Origin of the sequence: Streptomyces sp. TM32 (assembly GCF_004122755.1) — a bacterium.
Lineage (GTDB): Bacteria > Actinomycetota > Actinomycetes > Streptomycetales > Streptomycetaceae > Streptomyces > Streptomyces sioyaensis.
This window is the reverse complement of sequence record NZ_SDIG01000004.1, coordinates 69,783-89,055: the sequence shown is the minus strand read 5'-3', so window position 1 is coordinate 89,055 and position 19,273 is coordinate 69,783. Positions and strand designations below refer to the sequence as shown.

At 72.0% G+C, this 19,273-nt stretch carries 15 protein-coding genes and 1 pseudogene; 11 read left to right on the top strand and 5 right to left on the bottom strand.

Annotation, left to right across the window (positions count from 1 at the left end; genetic code table 11):
* Nucleotides 1–269 precede the first annotated feature (269 nt).
* The 7 genes and pseudogenes from EST92_RS02090 (at nt 270) to alc (ending at nt 7,154) form a co-directional block, all read left to right on the top strand.
* Nucleotides 270–539 (top strand): hypothetical protein, encoded by a 270-nt coding sequence (locus EST92_RS02090; protein WP_040899264.1) that lies wholly within the window; start codon nt 270–272, stop codon nt 537–539.
* 6 nt (nt 540–545) lie between these two features.
* The gene (gene malQ, locus EST92_RS02085; RefSeq protein WP_129279267.1) at nt 546–2,738 is read left to right on the top strand and encodes a 4-alpha-glucanotransferase; all 2,193 of its coding nucleotides are present in this window, start codon (nt 546–548) and stop codon (nt 2,736–2,738) included.
* Nucleotides 2,739–2,822: 84 nt separating this feature from the next.
* Nucleotides 2,823–3,221: pseudogene (locus tag EST92_RS02080) on the top strand (alpha-L-fucosidase); the annotation flags it as partial.
* Nucleotides 3,222–3,349: 128 nt separating this feature from the next.
* Nucleotides 3,350–3,598: a hypothetical protein gene (locus EST92_RS02075; RefSeq protein WP_129279266.1), complete on the top strand. Its 249-nt coding sequence runs from the start codon at nt 3,350–3,352 to the stop codon at nt 3,596–3,598.
* 238 nt (nt 3,599–3,836) lie between these two features.
* The gene (locus EST92_RS02070) at nt 3,837–4,817 is read left to right on the top strand and encodes an acyl-ACP desaturase (RefSeq protein ID WP_129279265.1); all 981 of its coding nucleotides are present in this window, start codon (nt 3,837–3,839) and stop codon (nt 4,815–4,817) included.
* An 88-nt stretch (nt 4,818–4,905) separates the two neighbouring features.
* Nucleotides 4,906–5,910: a LysR family transcriptional regulator gene (locus EST92_RS02065; RefSeq protein WP_129279264.1), complete on the top strand. Its 1,005-nt coding sequence runs from the start codon at nt 4,906–4,908 to the stop codon at nt 5,908–5,910.
* A 92-nt stretch (nt 5,911–6,002) separates the two neighbouring features.
* Nucleotides 6,003–7,154 (top strand): allantoicase, encoded by a 1,152-nt coding sequence (gene alc, locus EST92_RS02060; protein WP_129279263.1) that lies wholly within the window; start codon nt 6,003–6,005, stop codon nt 7,152–7,154.
* Between the two features lie 76 nt (nt 7,155–7,230).
* On the opposite strand, the gene pepN (EST92_RS02055) is transcribed toward alc, so the two are convergent.
* Nucleotides 7,231–9,819: an aminopeptidase N gene (gene pepN, locus EST92_RS02055; RefSeq protein WP_129279262.1), complete on the bottom strand. Its 2,589-nt coding sequence runs from the start codon at nt 9,817–9,819 to the stop codon at nt 7,231–7,233.
* A 123-nt stretch (nt 9,820–9,942) separates the two neighbouring features.
* Here pepN (EST92_RS02055) and EST92_RS02050 point away from each other — a divergent pair, with 123 nt between their 5' ends.
* Nucleotides 9,943–10,173, top strand: a complete 231-nt coding sequence (locus tag EST92_RS02050) for a ribbon-helix-helix domain-containing protein (protein WP_129279261.1) — start codon at nt 9,943–9,945, stop codon at nt 10,171–10,173.
* Between the two features lie 7 nt (nt 10,174–10,180).
* Nucleotides 10,181–10,507 (top strand): type II toxin-antitoxin system PemK/MazF family toxin, encoded by a 327-nt coding sequence (locus EST92_RS02045; protein WP_254068409.1) that lies wholly within the window; start codon nt 10,181–10,183, stop codon nt 10,505–10,507.
* A 93-nt stretch (nt 10,508–10,600) separates the two neighbouring features.
* Here EST92_RS02045 and EST92_RS02040 read toward each other — a convergent pair whose 3' ends face one another.
* The gene (locus EST92_RS02040) at nt 10,601–11,632 is read right to left on the bottom strand and encodes an aspartate-semialdehyde dehydrogenase (protein WP_129246395.1); all 1,032 of its coding nucleotides are present in this window, start codon (nt 11,630–11,632) and stop codon (nt 10,601–10,603) included.
* Nucleotides 11,633–12,035: 403 nt separating this feature from the next.
* Here EST92_RS02040 and EST92_RS02035 point away from each other — a divergent pair, with 403 nt between their 5' ends.
* Nucleotides 12,036–13,781: a TIGR03767 family metallophosphoesterase gene (locus EST92_RS02035; RefSeq protein WP_129279259.1), complete on the top strand. Its 1,746-nt coding sequence runs from the start codon at nt 12,036–12,038 to the stop codon at nt 13,779–13,781.
* A 73-nt stretch (nt 13,782–13,854) separates the two neighbouring features.
* Here the strand turns inward: EST92_RS02035 and EST92_RS02030 are convergent, their stop codons facing one another.
* Both EST92_RS02030 and pepN (EST92_RS02025) read right to left on the bottom strand, forming a co-directional pair.
* Nucleotides 13,855–14,877, bottom strand: coding sequence for a hypothetical protein (locus tag EST92_RS02030; protein ID WP_129279258.1), 1,023 nt, complete (start codon nt 14,875–14,877; stop codon nt 13,855–13,857).
* A gap of 124 nt (nt 14,878–15,001) precedes the next feature.
* Nucleotides 15,002–17,605 (bottom strand): aminopeptidase N, encoded by a 2,604-nt coding sequence (gene pepN / locus EST92_RS02025; protein WP_129279257.1) that lies wholly within the window; start codon nt 17,603–17,605, stop codon nt 15,002–15,004.
* 120 nt (nt 17,606–17,725) lie between these two features.
* On the opposite strand from pepN (EST92_RS02025), the gene EST92_RS02020 reads away from it, so the two are divergent.
* Nucleotides 17,726–18,361, top strand: a complete 636-nt coding sequence (locus EST92_RS02020) for a DsbA family protein (protein ID WP_129279256.1) — start codon at nt 17,726–17,728, stop codon at nt 18,359–18,361.
* A gap of 148 nt (nt 18,362–18,509) precedes the next feature.
* Here the strand turns inward: EST92_RS02020 and EST92_RS02015 are convergent, their stop codons facing one another.
* Entirely contained in the window at nt 18,510–19,151 is a 642-nt protein-coding gene (locus EST92_RS02015) for a superoxide dismutase (RefSeq protein WP_129279255.1), read from the bottom strand.
* Nucleotides 19,152–19,273: the final 122 nt, after the last annotated feature.

Below are 19,273 nucleotides of genomic sequence, written 5' to 3'. Positions count from 1 at the left end.
ACCGGGCCATGGCGGGGTGCCGGAGGGCCGGTCACGGGCGGTTTTCGGCCGTGCGGCGGGCGGCCGTACGGGGGCCCGCCGCTCCGCAGAACTTCCGGTGCGGTACCCGCTTCCTCCGCGTTCTCTGCGTCCCCCGGTCTTCCCCGCAGGGAAATCGCCTGCGTGAGGCATAATATGACGTGGGTCACGTTTCGTGAGCAGATGCGTCTGCGATCGTGCCGAGTGGGTAGGGCCCACGTGTCCCACTACCGATGAACGGGAGGCCCTCAGTGGCCGCATCCGCTCAACTGCTCCTCGACGCTCTGTCCTCGAAACCGGGAGGTGCGGCGATGGAGTCCGACATGTACGACGGGGTATCCGACCCCGATTCCGGGCTGGACGGCTCCGGCTCCTTCAGCTTCGTCGAGCCGCCCCTGACCAGCGAGCCCCCGCTCGCCGACGCCGCGCCGCTGACCAGCGAGGTCCCGATCGCCGCCGAGCTGCCCCTGACCAGCGAGCCGACGGCCGCCGGTATGGGCACGGAGTCCATGGAGGTCTGAGGACCCATGGGCCGCGCGCGGCTCGCCCGGCTGCACGGCATCGCCACGTCGTACGAGCCCGCACCGGGCAGAAGCGTCCAGATCACCGACGACACCGTCGTCGCCGTGCTCGCCGCACTGGGAGTCGACGCCTCGACTCCGCACGCCGTCCGTACCGCCCTGGCCGCCCGCGCGGACGCCACGGGCGCGGCCCTGCTGCCGCGCACCGTCGTCGCCCGGCCGGCCCGGCCGCCCGACCTCACGGGTCTCCCCGAAGGCAGCGTCCTCGGGGTGGAGACCGAGGACGGCGCCGCGCAGGAGCTGGGGGCGCCCGATCCCGCGGCCCTCGCCCGGCTGCCCCTGGGCATCCATGTGCTGCATGCGCACAGCCCGGACGGCCGGACCGCCCGCGCCCCGCTGATCGTCGCGCCCGACCGGGTGCCCGTACCACCCCGCCGCAGCCACGGCTTCCTGGTGCAGCTCTACTCCCTGCTGTCCCAGCAGTCCTGGGGCATGGGTGACCTCGGGGACCTCACCGACCTCGCCGCCTGGTCCGGGCGTGCCCTGGGCACCGGCTTCGTCCAGCTCAACCCGCTGCACGCGGCCGTCCCCGGCCCGCCCACCGACCCGTCCCCCTACCGGCCCTCCTCGCGCCTCTTCCCCGACCCGGTCCATCTGCGGATCGCGCACATCCCGGAGTACGCCCACCTCACCGGCGCCGCGCGCTTACGGGCCGACGCACTGGCCGCGCGGGCGGCCGCGCTGCGGGCCGGCGTGCTCGAAGGGGGCGCGCTGATCGACCGGGACGCGGTCTGGGCGCTCAAGCGCGAGGCCCTGGAGCTGCTGTGGCGGGTCCCGCTGGGCCCGGGGCGGCGGGCCGAATACTGCGACTTCCTCGCCGAGCAGGGCCAGGCCCTGGAGGACTACGCCACCTGGTGCGCGATCGCCGAGCGGCACGGCCCCAACTGGCGCGGCTGGCCCGCCGGTCTGCGGGAGCCGCGGGCCGCGGAGGTCGCCCGGCTGCGCCCGCAGCTGCTCGACCGGATCGACTTCCACTGCCGGCTCGCCTGGTTCACCGATCAGCAGCTGGCCGGTGCGCAGCGGGCCGCACGGGAGGCCGGGATGGGCATCGGGCTGGTGCACGACCTCGCCGTCGGTGTCCATCCGTCCGGTGCCGACACCTGGGTCCAGCAGGACGCCTTCGCCGCCGGGATGTCCGTCGGGGCGCCGCCGGACGTCTTCAACGCCCGTGGCCAGGACTGGGGGCTGCCGCCCTGGCGCCCGGACGCCCTGGCGGCCGCGGGCTGTGCCCCCTATCGCGAGCTGGTGCGCCAGCTGCTGCGGCACGCCGGTGCGCTGCGGATCGACCATGTGATGGGGCTGTTCCGGCTGTGGTGGATCCCGGAGGGCCGGCCGCCGACGGAGGGCGCCTACGTCCGCTACGACAGCGAGGCGATGCTGTCGGTGCTGGCCCTGGAGGCGCACCGCGCGGGCGCCGCAGTGATCGGTGAGGACCTGGGCACCGTCGAGCCGGGCGCCCGCGAGGCGCTCGCCGAACGAGGCGTCCTGGGCACCTCCGTGCTGTGGTTCGAGCGGGACTACAGGGACTGCGGAGCGGGCGCCCAGGGAGAGGCGGACGGGGCGTCGCGGGCGGAGTCCGCGGACCGGCCCGGCGCGACCGAGGCGCCGGAATCCGCCGCCGGCGCCCGCATCCTGGCGCCCGACGAGTGGCGCGGCGGCTGTCTCGCCACCGTCACCACGCACGATCTGCCGCCCACCGCGGCCCGGCTGACCGGTGAAGACGTCGCGCTGCGTGAACGGCTCGGGCTGCTCGCCGGGCCGCCGGAGCGGGAGCACGCCCGTGCCCGGTACGAACTCGCCGAGTGGCTGCGGGAGTTGGCCCGGCGCGGGCTGCTGCCGGAGGGGGCGGGCAACGAGGAGGCGGTGGTCCGGGCCGTCCACCGCTTCCTGCTGCGCACCCCGGCGCGGATGATCGGCGTCTGGCTGCCCGACGCGGTGGGGGACCGCCGTCCGCAGAACGTGCCCGGGACATGGGAGGAATACCCGAACTGGCGCGTACCGATCGCGGGTCCCGACGGGCGCCCGCACACCCTGGAGGAGCTGGCCGCCTCGCCCCGACTCCACGCGCTGATGCGGGAGTTGTCGGACGGATGGTTTCAGGACGCCCGCGACCGCTCGTCGTACGCACCCTTCCGGTAGGTCACGCCGTCCGGAACCATGCCGTGGACACCGTCCAGACATCCGACCATTCGCGCCTGCGTGGTCGGTGAGGGGGAGGGAACCATGGCCCTGTGCCGCACCCGGCGGACGCTGTGCGTGCTCGCGCTCACCGCGGCCGCCGCGCTCGCCCCCGTCCAGAGCTCCCTGGCCCGGCCGTCGTCGGCCGCCCCCGCCGCCGGCCCCTGCGACCGGCCCGTGCACCCCGCCTCCCAGATGGCCGTCGAGCCCTGCGACACCCCCGCCCGGATCGTCGAGAAGGCCGCCCGTGTCGTCCCGACCCCGGGGCAACTCGCCTGGCAGCAGCGGGAGGTGACCGCCTTCACGCACTTCGGCATGGACACCTTCACCAACCGGGAATGGGGCTCCGGCACCGAGGACGAGAAGTGGTTCGCGCCGTCCCGCATGGACGTCGACCAGTGGATGCGCGCCTACAAGGCGGCCGGCGCCGAGCAGGTGATGGTCGGCGACGGCCGTCCAGGTCCCGCCCGGAGCCGGGTCGCGGGAGGATGAGCGCCCGCGGGCCCGGCCCGGGCGGCCCGTTGCGCCACCCCGGGCGCGCGGGGCGGCAGGGCGTCCGATACGTTGACTTCGTGAGCAACAAGGTCAATAAGAATGTCCTGCGCGCCGGAACCATCACCGCCGGCACCGCGCTGATGCTGCTGATGTCGTCCCCCGCGTTTGCGCTCACCCGCGACGACGGTGACGACCCGGGTCCGGGCCTGAGCGTGATCCAGACGCTCGGCCTCTATGTCGCTGCACCCATCGTGCTCTTCCTGATCATCGCCGGACTGGTCATGGCGGGCGACAAGGCCGACAAGAAGGCCAAGTCCAAGGGCTGACGCCGGCACCACAATGACGCCTCCAGGGCGCCCAACGGTCACAAGACCGCGGGGCGCCCTTTGTCGTACCCGGATATTTCCGCAGGTGAAAAAGGGGTTGCGAGGCGGCTATCGCGCAATTTTCGCCTGATTTGCGGGGGCGCAGTGTTTAACCGGCCCTAACCTACGATGACGTAACCTACGCAGCCGTAGGTCAAACCTACGGCCCCGTAGGTCGTCGTCCCCCAGGAGTTCCCCCGTGACCATCGCCCCCGCCCGCCATAACGGAGAGCGCGGCCAGACCGCATGGAGCGACGCCCAACTGCTCTACGCACTCGAAGAGGTCGTCGAAAAGGAACTCAACCGGCATTTGAAGATCGTCAAGGACTGGATGCCGCACGAGTACGTGCCGTGGAGCGACGGACGGAACTTCACCGGCGTCCTGGACGACGGTGAGCCGTGGGCCCCCGAGCAGTCCAAGGTCAGCGACATCGGCCGGATCGCGCTCGTGGTCAACCTCCTCACCGAGGACAACCTCCCCAGCTACCACCACGAGATCGCCACCCTCTTCGGCCGGGACGGCGCCTGGGGTACCTGGGTGCACCGCTGGACCGCCGAGGAGGGCCGGCACGGCATCGTGATGCGGGACTACCTGCTCACCAGCCGGGCCGTCGACCCGGACGAGCTGGAGCGGTTCCGCATGGCGCACATGTCGGAGGGCTTCGAGTCGGACAACTCGCACAGCATGCTGCACTCGGTGGCGTACGTCGCCTTCCAGGAGCTGGCCACCCGGATCTCGCACCGCAACACCGGCCACCACTCCGGCGACCCGGTCTGCGACCGGATGCTGGCCCGGATCGCCACCGACGAGAACCTCCACATGGTCTTCTACCGCAACCTCCTGGGCGCGGCCTTCGAGCTGGCGCCGGACCAGACCATGTGCGCGGTGCGCGATGTCGTCACCGGCTTCCGGATGCCCGGCCACGGCATGCCCGGCTTCGAGCGGTCGGCGGCCCGGATGGCCATAGGCGGCATCTACAACCTGCGCATCCACCACGACGACGTGCTGCAGCCGGTGCTGCGCCATCTGAAGGTGCTGGAGATCGGCGGCCTGGGCCCGGCCGGGCTCGCGGCGCAGGAGGAGCTGGGGCTGTTCATGGGCGGCCTGGACGGCCAGGCGCGGAAGTTCGACGAGCGACAGGCGGCCATCCTCGCCCGCCGCCAGGCCAAGCGCGGCTGAACCGGCCGGCCGCGGCGGGGCCCCCGCCGCACCCGCCGCGGCCCCGCGGTACCCGCTGACCGCGCCGGCGGATGCGTACGCTGCCCGCATGGCCGACTGGGACCTCAAGAAGCTGCACATCCTGCGCACCCTCCAGGAGCGGGGCACGGTCACCGCGACCGCCGAGGCGCTGCACATGACGCCCTCGGCGGTCTCCCAGCAGCTGACCGGGCTGGCCCGGACGCTCGGGGTGACGCTGCTGGAGGCCCACGGCCGGCGGGTCCGGCTGACCGACGCCGCCCAGCTGGTGCTGCGGCACGCCGAGGCGGTCTTCGCCGAGCTGGAGCGCGCGGACGCGGAGCTGCTCGGCCATCTCCGGGGCGAGGCGGGCCAGGTGCGGGTCGGGGCGTTCGCCACCGCCGTCCCCGCGCTGGTGGTGCCCGCCGTCCAGGAGCTGCGCCGCAGCCACCCGGGGCTGTCGGTCGCCGTACGGGAGGCCGAGGCGGAGGCCGCGTACGAGCTGCTGGCACACGGCAGTGTCGATCTGGCGCTGTCCCTGGCGGCGCACGCCCCCACGCCGCGCGACCCCCGGTTCAGCCGGGTCGAGCTGCTGGCCGACCCGCTGGACGTGGCGCTGCCGGCCGGCCACCGGCTGGCCGCCGCGCCCGAGCTGCGGCTGGCCGATCTGGCGGACGAGCCCTGGATCTTCGGCAGCAGCGGCCCCTGGTCGCAGATCACCACCACCGTCTGCGAGAGCGCCGGCTTCGTGCCCGAGCAGGCGCACGCCGCCGCCGACTGGAGCGCGATCTGGGCGATGGTCGCTGCCGGGATGGGCGTCGCGCTGGTGCCCCGGATGGCGATGGCGGGCGGCGTCGGCGGCGCGGGGGAGGGGCCCGCGGGAGAGAGCCGCGCGGGAGAGGGCCGCGCACGGGGGGAAGCCGCCGCCGGGGGAGTGGCGCTGCGGGTCCTGCGCGCCGACCGGCCGCGGCGGCATGTGATCGCCGCCGTCCGGCGCGGTGCGGAGGGGGCGCCGGGACTCGCCCGGGTGCTGGCGGCGCTGCGGCAGGCGGCCGCCGCCCAGGCGCCGGAAGACCCGACCGTTCAGTCCAGCTGAACGTATTGCTCAAAAACTTTCGATGGACCTGAGGGGTGACCCGCTGCGACCGTGGCGTGGTCCGCTCCCTTCGCCCCCGTCGAAAGGCCACGATGACCAGCCTCCCCGCCGACAGCCACGACCCGCACGCCAACGACGCCGCCCCGTACGGCGGCGGCGATCCCTACGCCGACTACCGCGGCGGGGACTTCCCCTTCACCTCGCTCGTGGATCTCGCCGACCGCCGGCTCGGCGCCGGGGTGATCGCCGCGAACGACGAGTTCTTCGCCGAGCGGGAGAATCTGCTGACGCCGACCGAGGCGGTCTTCGACCCCGAGCGCTTCGGTCACAAGGGCAAGATCATGGACGGCTGGGAGACCCGGCGCCGCCGCGGCGCCGACGCCGAGCACCCCTTTCCGGCCGACCACGAGCACGACTGGGCGCTGATCCGGCTCGCCGCCCCCGGCGTGATCCGCGGCATCGTCGTCGACACCGCCCACTTCCGCGGCAACTACCCGCAGCAGATATCCGTCGAGGCCACCGCGCTGCCCGGCAGCCCCGGCCCCCACGAACTGCTCGCCGACGACGTGACCTGGCACGAGCTGGTCCCGCGCACGCCGGTCCGCGGCCACGCCGCCAACGGCTTCGCGGTCGAGGCCGAGCGCCGTTTCACCCACCTCCGCCTCAAGCAGTACCCCGACGGCGGCATCGCCCGCCTGCGGGTGCACGGCGAGGTCGTGCCGGACCCGGAGTGGCTCGACGTGCTCAGCACCCTCGACCTGGCCTCCGTGCTGCACGGCGGCACCGTCGAGGACGCCTCCGACCGCTTCTACTCCTCGCCCACCCAGCTCATCCGGCCCGATCTGTCCCGCAAGATGGACGACGGCTGGGAGAACCGCCGCCGCCGGGTCAAGGGCACGAACGACTGGGTGCGCTTCCGGCTCGCCGCCCGGGGCGAGATCCGCGCCGTCGAGATCGACACCGCGTACCTCAAGGGCAACTCCGCGGGCTGGGCGGCGCTGTACGGCTGCGACGCCGAATCGGCCGACCCGGCGGACCCGTCGGCCTGGTACGAGATCCTGCCGCGCACCACGCTGCAGCCCGACACCCCGCACCGCTTCCGGCTCCCGAGGGCCTACGCCGCCACCCACGTCCGGCTGGACGTCTTCCCCGACGGTGGTCTCGCCCGGCTGCGGCTGTACGGAGCGCTCACCGGGACCGGCCGCGCCGCGCTCGTCCGCCGCTTCGACGAGCTGAGCGACTGAGCCGCGACCCGGCGCCCGGCACCCGACGGGCCCCCACCGCCGGTGCGGTGGGGGCCCGTCGGGGGCAGCGGGGCGCCTACGCCGCCGCGTCCGCCGCCTGCGCCTTGAGCGCCCGCTCGATGCCGGCCCGCGACTCGCTGATCAGCCGGCGCAGCGCGGCGCTCGGCTCGGCCGCGGCCAGCCAGGCGTCCGTCGCGTCCAGCGTCTCCTGCGACACCTGGAGCGCCGGGTAGAGACCCACCGCGATCTGCTGCGCCATCTCGTGGCTGCGGGACTCCCAGATGTCCTTCACCGCGTCGAAGTACTTCGCGGTGTACGGCGCCAGCAGCTCCCGCTGGTCGCTCTGCACGAAGCCGCCGATGACGGCCTCCTGCACGGCGTTGGGCAGCCGGTCGGACTCCACGACCGAGGCCCAGGCCTCGCCCTTGGCCCGTTCGGTCGGCCGCGCCGCGCGCGCCGTCGCGGCATGCCGCTCGCCCGCCGAGGTCTTGTCCCGCTCCAGCTCCGCCGCGATGGCCTTCTCGTCCGCCCGGCCGGTGGCGGCCAGCCGCTGCACCAGCGACCAGCGCAGCTCGGTGTCCACGGCCAGCCCGGAGATCTCCTCCGTGCCGTCCAACAGGCCCTGGAGCAGGTCCAGTTGCTCGTCGGTACGGGCCGAAGCAGCGAACGCACGGGCCCAGGCCAGCTGGTGGTCGCTGCCCGGCTCGGCCGCCCGCAGCTGCTCCAGGGTCTCCGTCGTCCAGACCGCCAGGCCCGTCTCGCGCCACTCCGGTGCCGCGTACAGGTCCAGCGCCAGCTTCACCTGGCGGTGCAGCGACTGGACCACGCCGATGTCCGACTCCTTGCCGATGCCGGAGCGCACCAGCGCGAGGTAGTCACGGGCGGGGAGTTCGGCGTCCCGCGTCATGTCCCAGGCCGATGCCCACGACAGGGCGCGCGGCAGCGATTCGGTGAAGTCCCCGAGGTGCTCGGTGACGACCTTCAGCGACTCCTCGTCCAGCCGGACCTTGGCGTACGACAGATCGTCGTCGTTGAGGAGGAGGACGGCGGGCCGCCGGGTGCCGGCCAGCTGCGGTACGGGGGTCAGCGCACCGTCCACGTCCAGCTCGATCCGCCCGGTGCGCACCAGCTTGCCGTCCGTCAGCTCGTACGAGCCGATCGCGATGCGGTGCGGCCGCAGCACCGGCTCGCCCTTGGCGCCCGGCGGCAGCGCCGGAGCCTCCTGCTTCACCGCGAAGGAGGTGATCACGCCCTGGGCGTCCACCTCGATCTCCGGCCGCAGGATGTTGATCCCCGCGGTCTCCAGCCACTTCTTCGACCAGGTCTTCAGATCCCGTCCGCTGGTCTCCTCCAGCGCACCGAGCAGGTCCGACAGCCGGGTGTTCTTGAAGGCGTGCGCCTTGAAGTAGGCCTGCACGCCCTGGAAGAACTCGTCCCTGCCGACGTAGGCGACCAGCTGCTTGAGGACGCTGGCGCCCTTGGCGTAGGTGATGCCGTCGAAGTTGACCAGCACGTCGTCGAGGTCGTTGATCTCGGCCATGATCGGGTGGGTCGACGGCAGCTGGTCCTGCCGGTAGGCCCAGGTCTTCATGGAGTTGGCGAACGTCGTCCACGAGTGCGGCCACTTCGAGCCCGGGGCGTAGGCCTGGCAGGCGATCGAGGTGTAGGTGGCGAACGACTCGTTCAGCCACAGGTCGTTCCACCACTCCATGGTGACCAGATCGCCGAACCACATGTGCGCCAGCTCGTGCAGGATCGTCTCCGCACGCACCTCGTACGCCGCGTCCGTCACCTTCGACCGGAAGACGTACTGGTCGCGGATGGTCACCGCGCCCGCGTTCTCCATCGCGCCGGCGTTGAACTCCGGCACGAAGAGCTGGTCGTACTTCGCGAACGGGTAGGCGTAGTCGAACTTCTCCTGGAACCACTCGAAGCCCTGCCGGGTGACCTCGAAGATCTGCTCCGCGTCCAGGTGCTCGGCCAGCGACGGGCGGCAGTAGATGCCCAGCGGCACCGACCGCCCGTCCTTCTCGTAGGTGCTGTGCACGCTGTGGTACGGACCGGCGATCAGCGCCGTGATGTAGGTCGAGATCCGCGGCGTGGGCTCGAAGCGCCAGACGTTCCCGCTCGGCTCCGGCGTCGGCGAGTTGGAGATCACCGTCCAGCCCTCCGGGGCCTTCACGGTGAACTGGAACGTCGCCTTCAGGTCCGGCTGCTCGAAGGAGGCATAGACCCGCCGCGCATCCGGCACCTCGAACTGTGTGTACAGATAGGCCTGCTGGTCCACCGGGTCGACAAAACGGTGCAGCCCCTCACCGGTATTGGTGTAGGCGCAGTCCGCCACGACCCGCAATTCGTTCCGGCCGGCCCGCAGCCCCGTCAGCGCGATCCGCGAGTCCTTGAACACCTCGCCCGCGTCGAGCGCCTCGCCGTTCAGCCGCACCTCGTGCACGGCCGGCGCGACCAGGTCGATGAAGGAGTCCGCGCCCGCCTCGGCCGAGTCGAACCGCACCGTGGTCACGGACCGGAACGTGCCGTGGTCGCTGCCGTCCGCGTCTCCCCCCTCCTGTGCGCCGGAGAGGTCGAGATCGATCTCGTACGCGTCCACGGTCAGCAGGCGCGCCCGCTGCTGCGCCTCGTCGCGGGTCAGATTCGTGCCAGGCACCCGTTCATCTCCTTCGCATTGGTCATTGCATCGGAAGTTTCGGCCATCCTTCCATGTGGGCGGGGGCTGCCGAGGGGGATATCCGAGGTAGCACAGTGGTAGCTATATGGGTAGCATCGAGGTATGAAGATTAGTGTGAGTCTGCCTCAGGAGGACCTCGCCTTCGTCGACGAGTACGCATCGAGAACGGAGGCGGAGTCCCGGTCCGCCGTGATACACGCCGCCATCGAACTGCTGCGTGCCGCGGAACTCGAATCGGAGTACACCGAGGCGTTCGAGGAGTGGGACGCGAGCGAGGATGCGGCGCTCTGGGACCGGACGAGCGGGGACGGGCTTGCCGATGCGGCGCGGTGACGTCCACATGATCGATCTGGAACCGGCGCGCGGCAGTGCGGCCAGCAAGATCCGCCCGGCCGTGATCGTGTCCAACAACGGCGCCAATCAGTCCGTCGAGAGCAACCGGCGGGGGGTGGTCACGGTCGTTCCCCTGACGTCGAACACCGCGCGTGTTCTTACGTTCCAGGTGTTCCTCGACGCCGAGGAGTGCCGTCTGCCCAAGGACTCCAAGGCCCAGTGCGAACAGGTCCGCGCCGTCGCCCTGGAGCGCGTGCGCCAAAGGGTCGGCTCGGTGCCCAGACAGCGCATGGTGGAGATCGACGTCGCGCTCCGGCGGCATCTGGCGCTCTGAACGGACCGCCGGGCACGCCGCCCGAAAAGCGCGGGTGCCCGTACGGAGGTCGACTCCGTACGGGCACCCGGCAGTGTGGTGCGAGCTGTGCGGTCAGCCGCGCAGCTCGGCCGCGACCAGCTCCGCGATCTGGACGGCGTTCAGCGCCGCGCCCTTGCGGAGGTTGTCGTTCGAGACGAACAGCGACAGGCCGTTCTCGGCGGTCTCGTCGTTACGGATCCGGCCCACGAAGGACGCGTCCTGGCCGGCGGCCTGGAGCGGGGTGGGCACGTCGGAGAGGGCCACGCCGGGGGCGCCGGCCAGCAGCTCCTGGGCGCGGGCGGGGCTGAGCGGACGCGCGAAGCGCGCGTTGACCTGCAGCGAGTGGCCGGTGAAGACCGGGACGCGGACGCAGGTGCCGGCCACCTTCAGGTCCGGGATCTCCAGGATCTTGCGGCTCTCGTGGCGGAGCTTCTGCTCCTCGTCGGTCTCGTTGAGCCCGTCGTCGACGATCGAGCCGGCCATCGGCAGCACATTGAAGGCGATGGGGCGGACGTAGGTGTCCGGGGCGGGGAACTCCACGGCCGAGCCGTCGTGCGTCAGCTTGGTGGCGTCCTGCTCGACGGCCTTGCGGACCTGGCCGTCCAGCTCCTCCACGCCGGCCAGACCGCTGCCGGAGACCGCCTGGTAGGTGGCGACGACCAGGGAGACCAGGCCGGCCTCGGCGTGCAGCGGGCGCAGCACCGGCATCGCGGCCATGGTGGTGCAGTTCGGGTTGGCGATGATCCCCTTGGGGCGCTCGGTGATCGCCGAGGGGTTGACCTCGGAGACGACCAGCGGCACCTGGGGGTCACGGCGCCAGGCCGAGGAGTTGTCGATCACGACCGGGCCGGCGTCGGCGACCTTCTCCGCCAGCGCCTTGGAGGTGGCACCGCCGGCCGAGAAGATCACGATGTCCAGCGCCGAGTAGTCGGCGGTGGCCGCGTCCTCGACGGTGATCTCGGTGTCCTGCCAGGGCAGCGTACGTCCGGCGGACCGGGCCGAAGCGAACAGCCGGAGCTGCTCGACCGGGAAGTTCCGCTCGGCGAGGATGCCCCGCACCACACCGCCGACCTGTCCGGTGGCTCCGACGATTCCGATCCTCATGGGACTCCTTCTTTCTGGCCTGGCTCGGGTGTCTGCTCGGAACACCTGCTCAGTAGTGCCTCCATCATGTGTGTGACACCCGTCGCCTTGTCCAATCCGTTCCATTCCGTGGCGGGTCGGGGGGCGGATCGGGACGGAGCGCGCCCACTCGCTCACGGTGCGTGGCATCCACCCGGCCGTGTGCGCTGCGGATACCCCGCGGGGTGAACATCCGGTGACCGCCGGCCACACCCCCGGGCAGGGCTCCGTGACCGGCCGGTGGCGGGCAGATCCCTGTGCGGTGATGGGTTCCCCGCGTTGCGGTGGCGTTCACGCGCAGGTCATTCCCGATGCCAACCATCCCAGGTGACAGGGCAGTTGTGCTGCCCGGCCGCCTTCGCGTTCGCACTCGGGGAGCCTGCGTATGTCCCGTATACGGTCCGCCGCCACCTTCGACCGCCGTACGTTCCTCACCGCCACCGGGGCCGTCGGCGCCGCCACCGGGCTGGGGCTCGCCTTCGGCGTCGGCCCGGACCGGCCGGCCCAGGCCGCCGCCGTCACCACCGGCCCGGCCCCGGCCGCGCCGGCGCCGGTCGACGCCCCCGCCGTCCCCCATGTGCCGTACACCAAGGGCACCACCCTCGGCAGTGTGTCCGCCCCGCGCGGCAGCGGAGGCTACCGCCGGCTCGCCGACGGCCCCGCATGGAACCGGGTGGTACGCGCCGACCTGGCCACCGCACACGGCGGGCGCGACCGGCGGCGGACCGCCCTGGCGTCGTTCGTGCAGTTCACCGACCTGCATCTGGTCGATGTGCAGAGCCCGCTGCGCTACGAGTACCTGCGCGCCGAGACCGCCAGCGCCTGGCGGCCGCAGGAGGCGCTGTCCGTGGCCGGCGTCGTCTCGCTGATCGAGCGGGTCAACGCGCTGCCCGGCGGGCCCGCCACGGGTACCCCGCTGTCCTTCGTGATGACCACCGGCGACAACACCGACAACAACTCCAAGCTGGAGCTGGAGTGGTTCCTGACCGCGATGAGCGGCGGCCGGATCACCCCCAACTCCGGCGACCCGCGCCGCTACGAGGGCGTCCAGGACAGCGGGCTCGCGCTGTACTGGCAGCCGGACAGCGCGCTGCGCGACGCCGACAAGAAGCGGGGCTTCCCGCATCTGCACGGCTTCCTCCAGGCGGCGATCCGGACCGTGCACAGCCCCGGCCTGCGGCTGCCCTGGTACTCGACGGTCGGCAACCACGACTCGCTGCCCGGCGGCTGCTACGCCCCCGGCGACCCCTTCTGGACCGAGATCGCCACCGGGGGCCGCAAGCTGGAGACGCTGCCCGCCGCCGAGGCCGCGAAGGTGTGGAAGGCGGTCAAGGAGGGCCTCGACCCCAAGGGCGCGGACTTCAAGCGCCTGCTGACCTCGCACCGCAAGCAGGCCAGGAGCGTCACCCCCGACGCGCGGCGCGCCCCCTTCACCCGGGCCGAGTATCTGCGCGCCCATCTCGACCCGGCGCACACCGGCCCCGGCCCGCACGGCCACGGCTACACCGCGGCGGCTCTGTCCGAGGACCGGCTCTACTACACCTTCAAGATCTCCGATGACGTCCTCGGGATCAGCCTGGACACCACCGACCCCGGCGGCCACTACACCGGCTCGGTCGGCGACGCCCAACTGAGCTGGCTGGAAGGGGTGCTGAAGAAGAACGAGAAGGGGGACAAGCAGCACGTCCTCGTCTTCAGCCACCACACCGGCAAGACGATGAACAACACCCGGCCCGACCCCGCCCGCCCGCACGAGAAGCGGCACGGCGGTCCGGAGCTGATCGAGGTGCTGGCCGCGCACCCCCGGGTGGTCGGCTGGATCAACGGCCACAGCCACAAGAACGAGATCATCGCGCACGGCAGCTTCTGGGAGATCTCCACCGCCTCGCACATCGACTTCCCGCAACTGGCCCGGGTCATCGAGCTGGTGGACAACCACGACGGCACGCTGTCGCTGTTCGCCACCCTGGTCGAGTCGGCCGCCCCGCACCGTACGGACTTCACCGACCTCTCGCAGACCGGGCTGGCCGCCCTCTACCGCGAGCTGTCCTTCAACGCGCCCGAGGCCCGTACCGACCTCGCGGGCACGGCCCGGGACCGCAACGTCGAGCTGCTGCTCAAGCGGCGCTGACGGGGCCCGCGCGGGCGCGCATCCCCGGGGCGCGGCCGGCGCCCCGAAGCACCCGGCTAGGGGGAGACACCCCCTAGCGCGGCAGTACCACCACATACGCACCCGGCTCCCGGTCCCCGGCCGCCATCAGGGCCGTACGGACCACCGCGGCCTGCTGGTCGGGCGTCTCGCGCAGGGTGCGGGGCAGACAGCGCACGACGGTGATGCCCAGCCGCTCCAGGTGCTCGCGCTTGTGGAAGAAGGGGGACGCCAGTGGGTCCTCCTCGGGGCGGGGCGCCCGGGTGTCGATCTCCAGGGCCACCCCGTACTCGGGCCAGAAGGCGTCCACGCCGCCCAGGTGCGGCCCGCCCGGCAGCCGCAGATCGACGTTCCACAGCGGGTCGGGCAGCCCGTGCTCCCGCACCATGGCGTAGAGCCGCTGCTCGGCCAGCGCCCGGCCCTCGGCCAGCAGGGTGTCCACCGCGTCCACCACGTGCGGCCGGGTCAGCAGCCGGGCCCGGCTCAGCTCCCGCACCACCGCGGTCGCCTCGCAGTGACCGCCGCGCACCGCCTCGGTCAGCAGCCGGCGCACGGTGGGCGCGTCGGTGAGCCCGCCGACCGCGTCCGCCAGGGCGCGCGGCACCGGCGCGGCCGGCACCCCGGTGATCTCCTGCGCGACGGGCAGCTCCACCGCCCGCAGGATCCGCGCGAAACCGGTCGAGCGCAGCCGCCGGGTGCGCGACACCAGCACGTCGATGCGGTCCAGGCCGAGCAGCGGGGGCGCCTCCGCGAAGCCGTGCAGGACGAGCGCCGCCAGACCCGTGATCATCGCCTCGGGGGCGTCCTCGGACGCGGCGCCCTGCCGGGGCACGGTCGGCCCCCGATGACTGGCGTAGAGCAGCACCGCCTGTAGCCGTTCCTCGCTGGTGGGCGGCCCCGGGTGCAGCAGATAGACGCCCGGCAGCAGTTGCTGCCAGGGGCCGCCGGCGCGGCAGCGTTCGGTGGTCTCGGCCGCCGGGATGCCGTGCTCGCGCAGCTGACGGGTGGTCATCACCCGGCTGCGGACGTCGGAGAGGTGGCGGAGGGGGAGGGGCGAGAGCGGGGTGTCGTGGTTCATGCGGGCCAGATTCCCGCGCCCGCTCCGCCCCCTAACCGCTGTTACACGCTCGTACCACAAACCGGACAACCCTGTACTAAAGTACGGGCGTTCGACTGCCGAAAAGGGCTGGTCGCCACGGGGGTTACGGCCTGGCCCCGGCCGCCGCGTCACAAGCCTGTGCCCGCAGTGCCCGGGCCAGATCGTCCCGCTTCTCCAGGACCAGCCGGCGCAGCGCGGGCGCCGCCCGGTCGTGCTCCGCCAGCCAGCGGTCCGCGGCCTCCAGCGTGGAGTGCTCCACCAGCCAGCTCGGGAACAGCCCGCGCACCACAGCCATCCCGATCTCGATGGACCGCTCCCGCCACACCCGCTCGACGGCCTCGAAGTAGCGCGGGGCGTAGGGCGCCAGCAACTCGTGCTGCCCCGGCTGGCCGAAACCCGCGATGGTCGCCTCCACCAGTGCGTTCGACAGTACGTCGGACTCCACGACCGCCTGCCACGCCTGCTGCTTGACCTCGGCCGAGGGCCGGGCCGCAAGGCAGCGCACCTGCTGGCGCCGGCCGGACGCGGTGTCGTCGCGGGCCAGCTCCGCGGCGATCACGGCCTCGTCCGCGAGACCGTGCGCGGCCAGCGGCTCCAGCAGGGTCCAGCGCAGCTCCTGGTCCACGTCCAGGCCGTCGATCTTCGCCGTGCCGTCCAGCAGGCCCTGGACCAGCTGGAGATCGGCGGGGGACGTGGCGACGGCGGCGACGTGCCGGGCCCAGGTGAGCTGATGGCCGCTGCCGGGCTCGGCCAGCCGCAGCTCCCGCAGCGCGCCCTCGGCCAGCTCCCGGCCGGCGGACTCCCGGTGCTCGGGCGCCGCGTAGTGCTCCAGCGCGGTCTGCGCCTGGTCGTGCAGGGACTGGAGCACCCCGATGTCGGTCTCCCGGCCGGCGAACCGCCGCACCAGGTCGAGGTAGTCGCGGGCCGGCATCAGCCCGTCCCGGGTCAGCCCCCACAGCGCCGCCCAGCACTGCGCGCGCGCCATCGGGTCGGCCAGCTCGCCGAGCCGGGCCCGCAGGGTGGCCAGCGACCCCTCGTCGAAACGGACCTTGCCGTACGTCAGGTCCTCGTCGTTGACCAGGATCAGCTCCGGCCGCTCCAGACCGGCCAGCTCCGGCACCACCGTGTGCGGCCCGGAGACGTCCACCTCGGCGCGGGCGTAGCGCACCAGCGCCGGATCCCCGCCCTCCGCGAACCCGTCCTGCCGGCGGTAGAGGCCCACCGCCACCCGGTGCGGCCGCAGCTCGGGGTGCGAGGCCGCCGCCTCCTGGAGGATGCCCAGCTCGGTGATCCGGTCCTGGGCGTCACAGGTGACCTGCGGGGTGAGGGAGTTGACACCCGCGGTCTCCAGCCAGGCCCGCGACCATGCCGCCAGGTCCCGCCCGGAGGTCTCCTCCAGCACCGTCAGCAGGTCCGTGAGACGGGTGTTGCCGTAGGCATGCCGCTTGAAGTAGCGCCGGGCGCCCTCCAGGAACGCCTCCCGCCCCACGTACGCCACCAGCTGCTTGAGCACCGCGGCACCCTTGGCGTAGGTGATGCCGTCGAAGTTGAGCTTGGCGTCCTCCAGGTCCCGGATGTCGGCGGTGACCGGGTGGGTGGAGGGCAGCTGGTCGGCGCGGTAGGCCCAGGACTTGCGCCGGTTGGCGAAGGTGATCCAGCCGTCCGTGAAGCGCGTCGCCTCCACCAGCGCGAAGGACCCCATGAAGTCCGCGAAGGACTCCTTCAGCCACAGGTCGTCCCACCACTCCATGGTGACCAGGTCGCCGAACCACATGTGTGCCATCTCGTGCAGGATGACGTTGGCCCGCCGCTCGTAGGACGCCTCGGTCACCTTCCCGCGGAAGATGAACTCCTCGCGGAAGGTGACACAGCCCGGGTTCTCCATCGCACCGAGGTTGTACTCCGGGACGAACGCCTGGTCGTACTTCCCGAAGGGGTACGGGAAGTCGAAGTGGTCGTGGAAGAAGTCCAGGCCCTGCTTGGTGACCGTGAAGACGTCGTCCGCGTCGAAGTACTTCGCCAGCCCCTTGCGGCACAGCGCGCCCAGCGGGATCTCCAGCGTGGTGCCGTCCTTGAAGGTGCGGCGGTAACTGTCGGAGACGTAGTGGTACGGGCCGGCGACCACGGCCGTGATGTACGTGGAGATCGGCCGGGTCGTCGCGAAGCGGTGCCGGCCGTCCTCGGCCGCGCCGTCCTGGGCGCCGTTGCTGAGCACGACCCAGCCCTCGGGGGCGGTCACCTCGAAGGTGAACGGGGCCTTCAGATCGGGCTGTTCGAAGTTGGCGAAGACCCGGCGGGAATCGGCGGGTTCGTACTGGGTGTAGAGGTAGACCTCGCCGTCCTCGGGGTCCACGAAGCGGTGCAGCCCCTCACCGGTCCGGCTGTAGGCGCACTGCGCGTCGACGACGAGGACGTTCTCCGCGGCCAGCGCTGCCAGCGTGATCCGGGTGCCGTCGAAGACCGCCGCGGGGTCCAGCTCCCGGCCGTTGAGGGTGACCGAGGTGACCGACGGCGCCAGCAGGTCCGCGAAGGTGGCGGCGCCGGGCTCGGCGCAGCGGAAGCGGATGGTCGTCCGGGAGCGGAAGGTGTCCGCGTCCGCACCGTGGGCGAGCGCCGAGCGGACGTCCAGCGCCACGTCGTACGCGTCGACGCTCAGCAGCCGGCCGCGCTCCTGCGCCTCGTCCCGGGACAGATTCTCACCTGGCACGACGTGACTCCCTCATGCTCGTCTCGGATATCGAACACGGGGAATCATGGCACGCCCGCCGGCGGTTGAACCGTGCACATATAAGCTCCGTTGCCGCACCGCTCTCAAGAGGAGACCCCCGTGTCCGAGACCGCGAAGACCCCCGCAGACTTCTGGTTCGACCCGCTGTGCCCCTGGGCGTGGATGACCTCCCGCTGGATGCTGGAGGTGGAGAAGGTCCGCCCGGTCGAGGTGCGCTGGCACGTGATGAGCCTGGCGGTGCTCAACGAGGACAAGCTGGACGAGCTCCCGGAGAACTACCGCGACCTGCTGGCGACCGCCTGGGGCCCGGTGCGGGTGTGCATCGCCGCCGAGCAGCAGCACGGCAGCGAGGTGCTCGGCCCGCTCTACGCCGCGCTCGGCACCCGCTTCCACAACCGCGGCCTGGACCGCACCCGCGAGACCCTCGTCGACGCCCTTCAGGAGGCCGGTCTGCCCGCCGAACTGGCCGACGCCGCGGACTCCGACGCCTACGACGCGCAGCTGCGCGCCTCCCACAAGGAGGGCATCGACCTGGTCGGCCAGGAGGTCGGCACCCCGGTCATCGCCGTCCCCGGGCACGACGGCGAGCAGATCGCCTTCTTCGGCCCGGTCGTCACCCCCGCCCCCAAGGGCGAGGAGGCCGCCAAACTGTGGGACGGGACGCTGATGGTCGCCTCGATCCCCGGCTTCTACGAGATCAAGCGGACGCGGACCCAGGGGCCGATTTTCGACTGAGGTCCCGGCACCGATGTCCGGCCACTGATGCCCATGGGAGCGCCCCCGCACGTATCGGACGTGCGGGGGCGCTCCGTCATTCCGCCTGCCAGGTGAAGGGTGAGAAGACGATCACGAGGCAGGACGACCGGTGGCGCCGGTGCCGGCGTTACGGGGCCAGCAGCAGGTTGTGCGCGCGCTGCTTGGCGGACGCGTACCGCTTGGCGACGTCCTGCCAGTTCACGACCTGCCACATGGCCTCGATGAAGTCCACCTTCTGGTTCTTGTACTGCAGGTAGAAGGCGTGCTCCCAGGCGTCGAAGACCAGGATCGGGACCGAGCCCTGCCCGACGTTGCCCTGGTGGTCGTAGATCTGCTCCACGATCAGCCGGCCGGTGACCGGCTCGTAGGCCAGGACGCCCCAGCCGGAGCCCTGGGTGGTGGCGGCGGCCTTGGTCAGCTGGGCCTTGAAGCCGGCGTACGAGCCGAAGCTCTCCGCGAGGGCGTCGGCCAGCTCGCCCACGCCGTCCTTCTCGTGCGGCTCGCCGCCGCCGTCGCCGGTCATGTTGTGCCAGTAGATGCTGTGCAGGATGTGGCCGGAGAGGTGGAACGCGAGGTTCTTCTCCAGGCCGTTGATGTGGCCCCACGCTTCCTTGTCGCGGGCCTCGGCGAGCTGCTCCAGGGTGTCGTTCGCGCCCTTCACGTACGCCGCGTGGTGCTTGTCATGGTGCAGCTCGATGATCTCGGGGCTGATGACCGGAGCCAGCGCCGCGTAGTCGTACGGAAGTTCAGGAAGTGTGTAGGTGGCCATGCCGATCCCGCCTCCAAGCTGCGTACATGCAGTAGTTGCAAACAATGTGCAAGAACACGCTATCAGCAGGAGTGCTCGCCGGCCGGTGACGGGACCGGCCTGGTGCCAAAGACGGAGGCGGG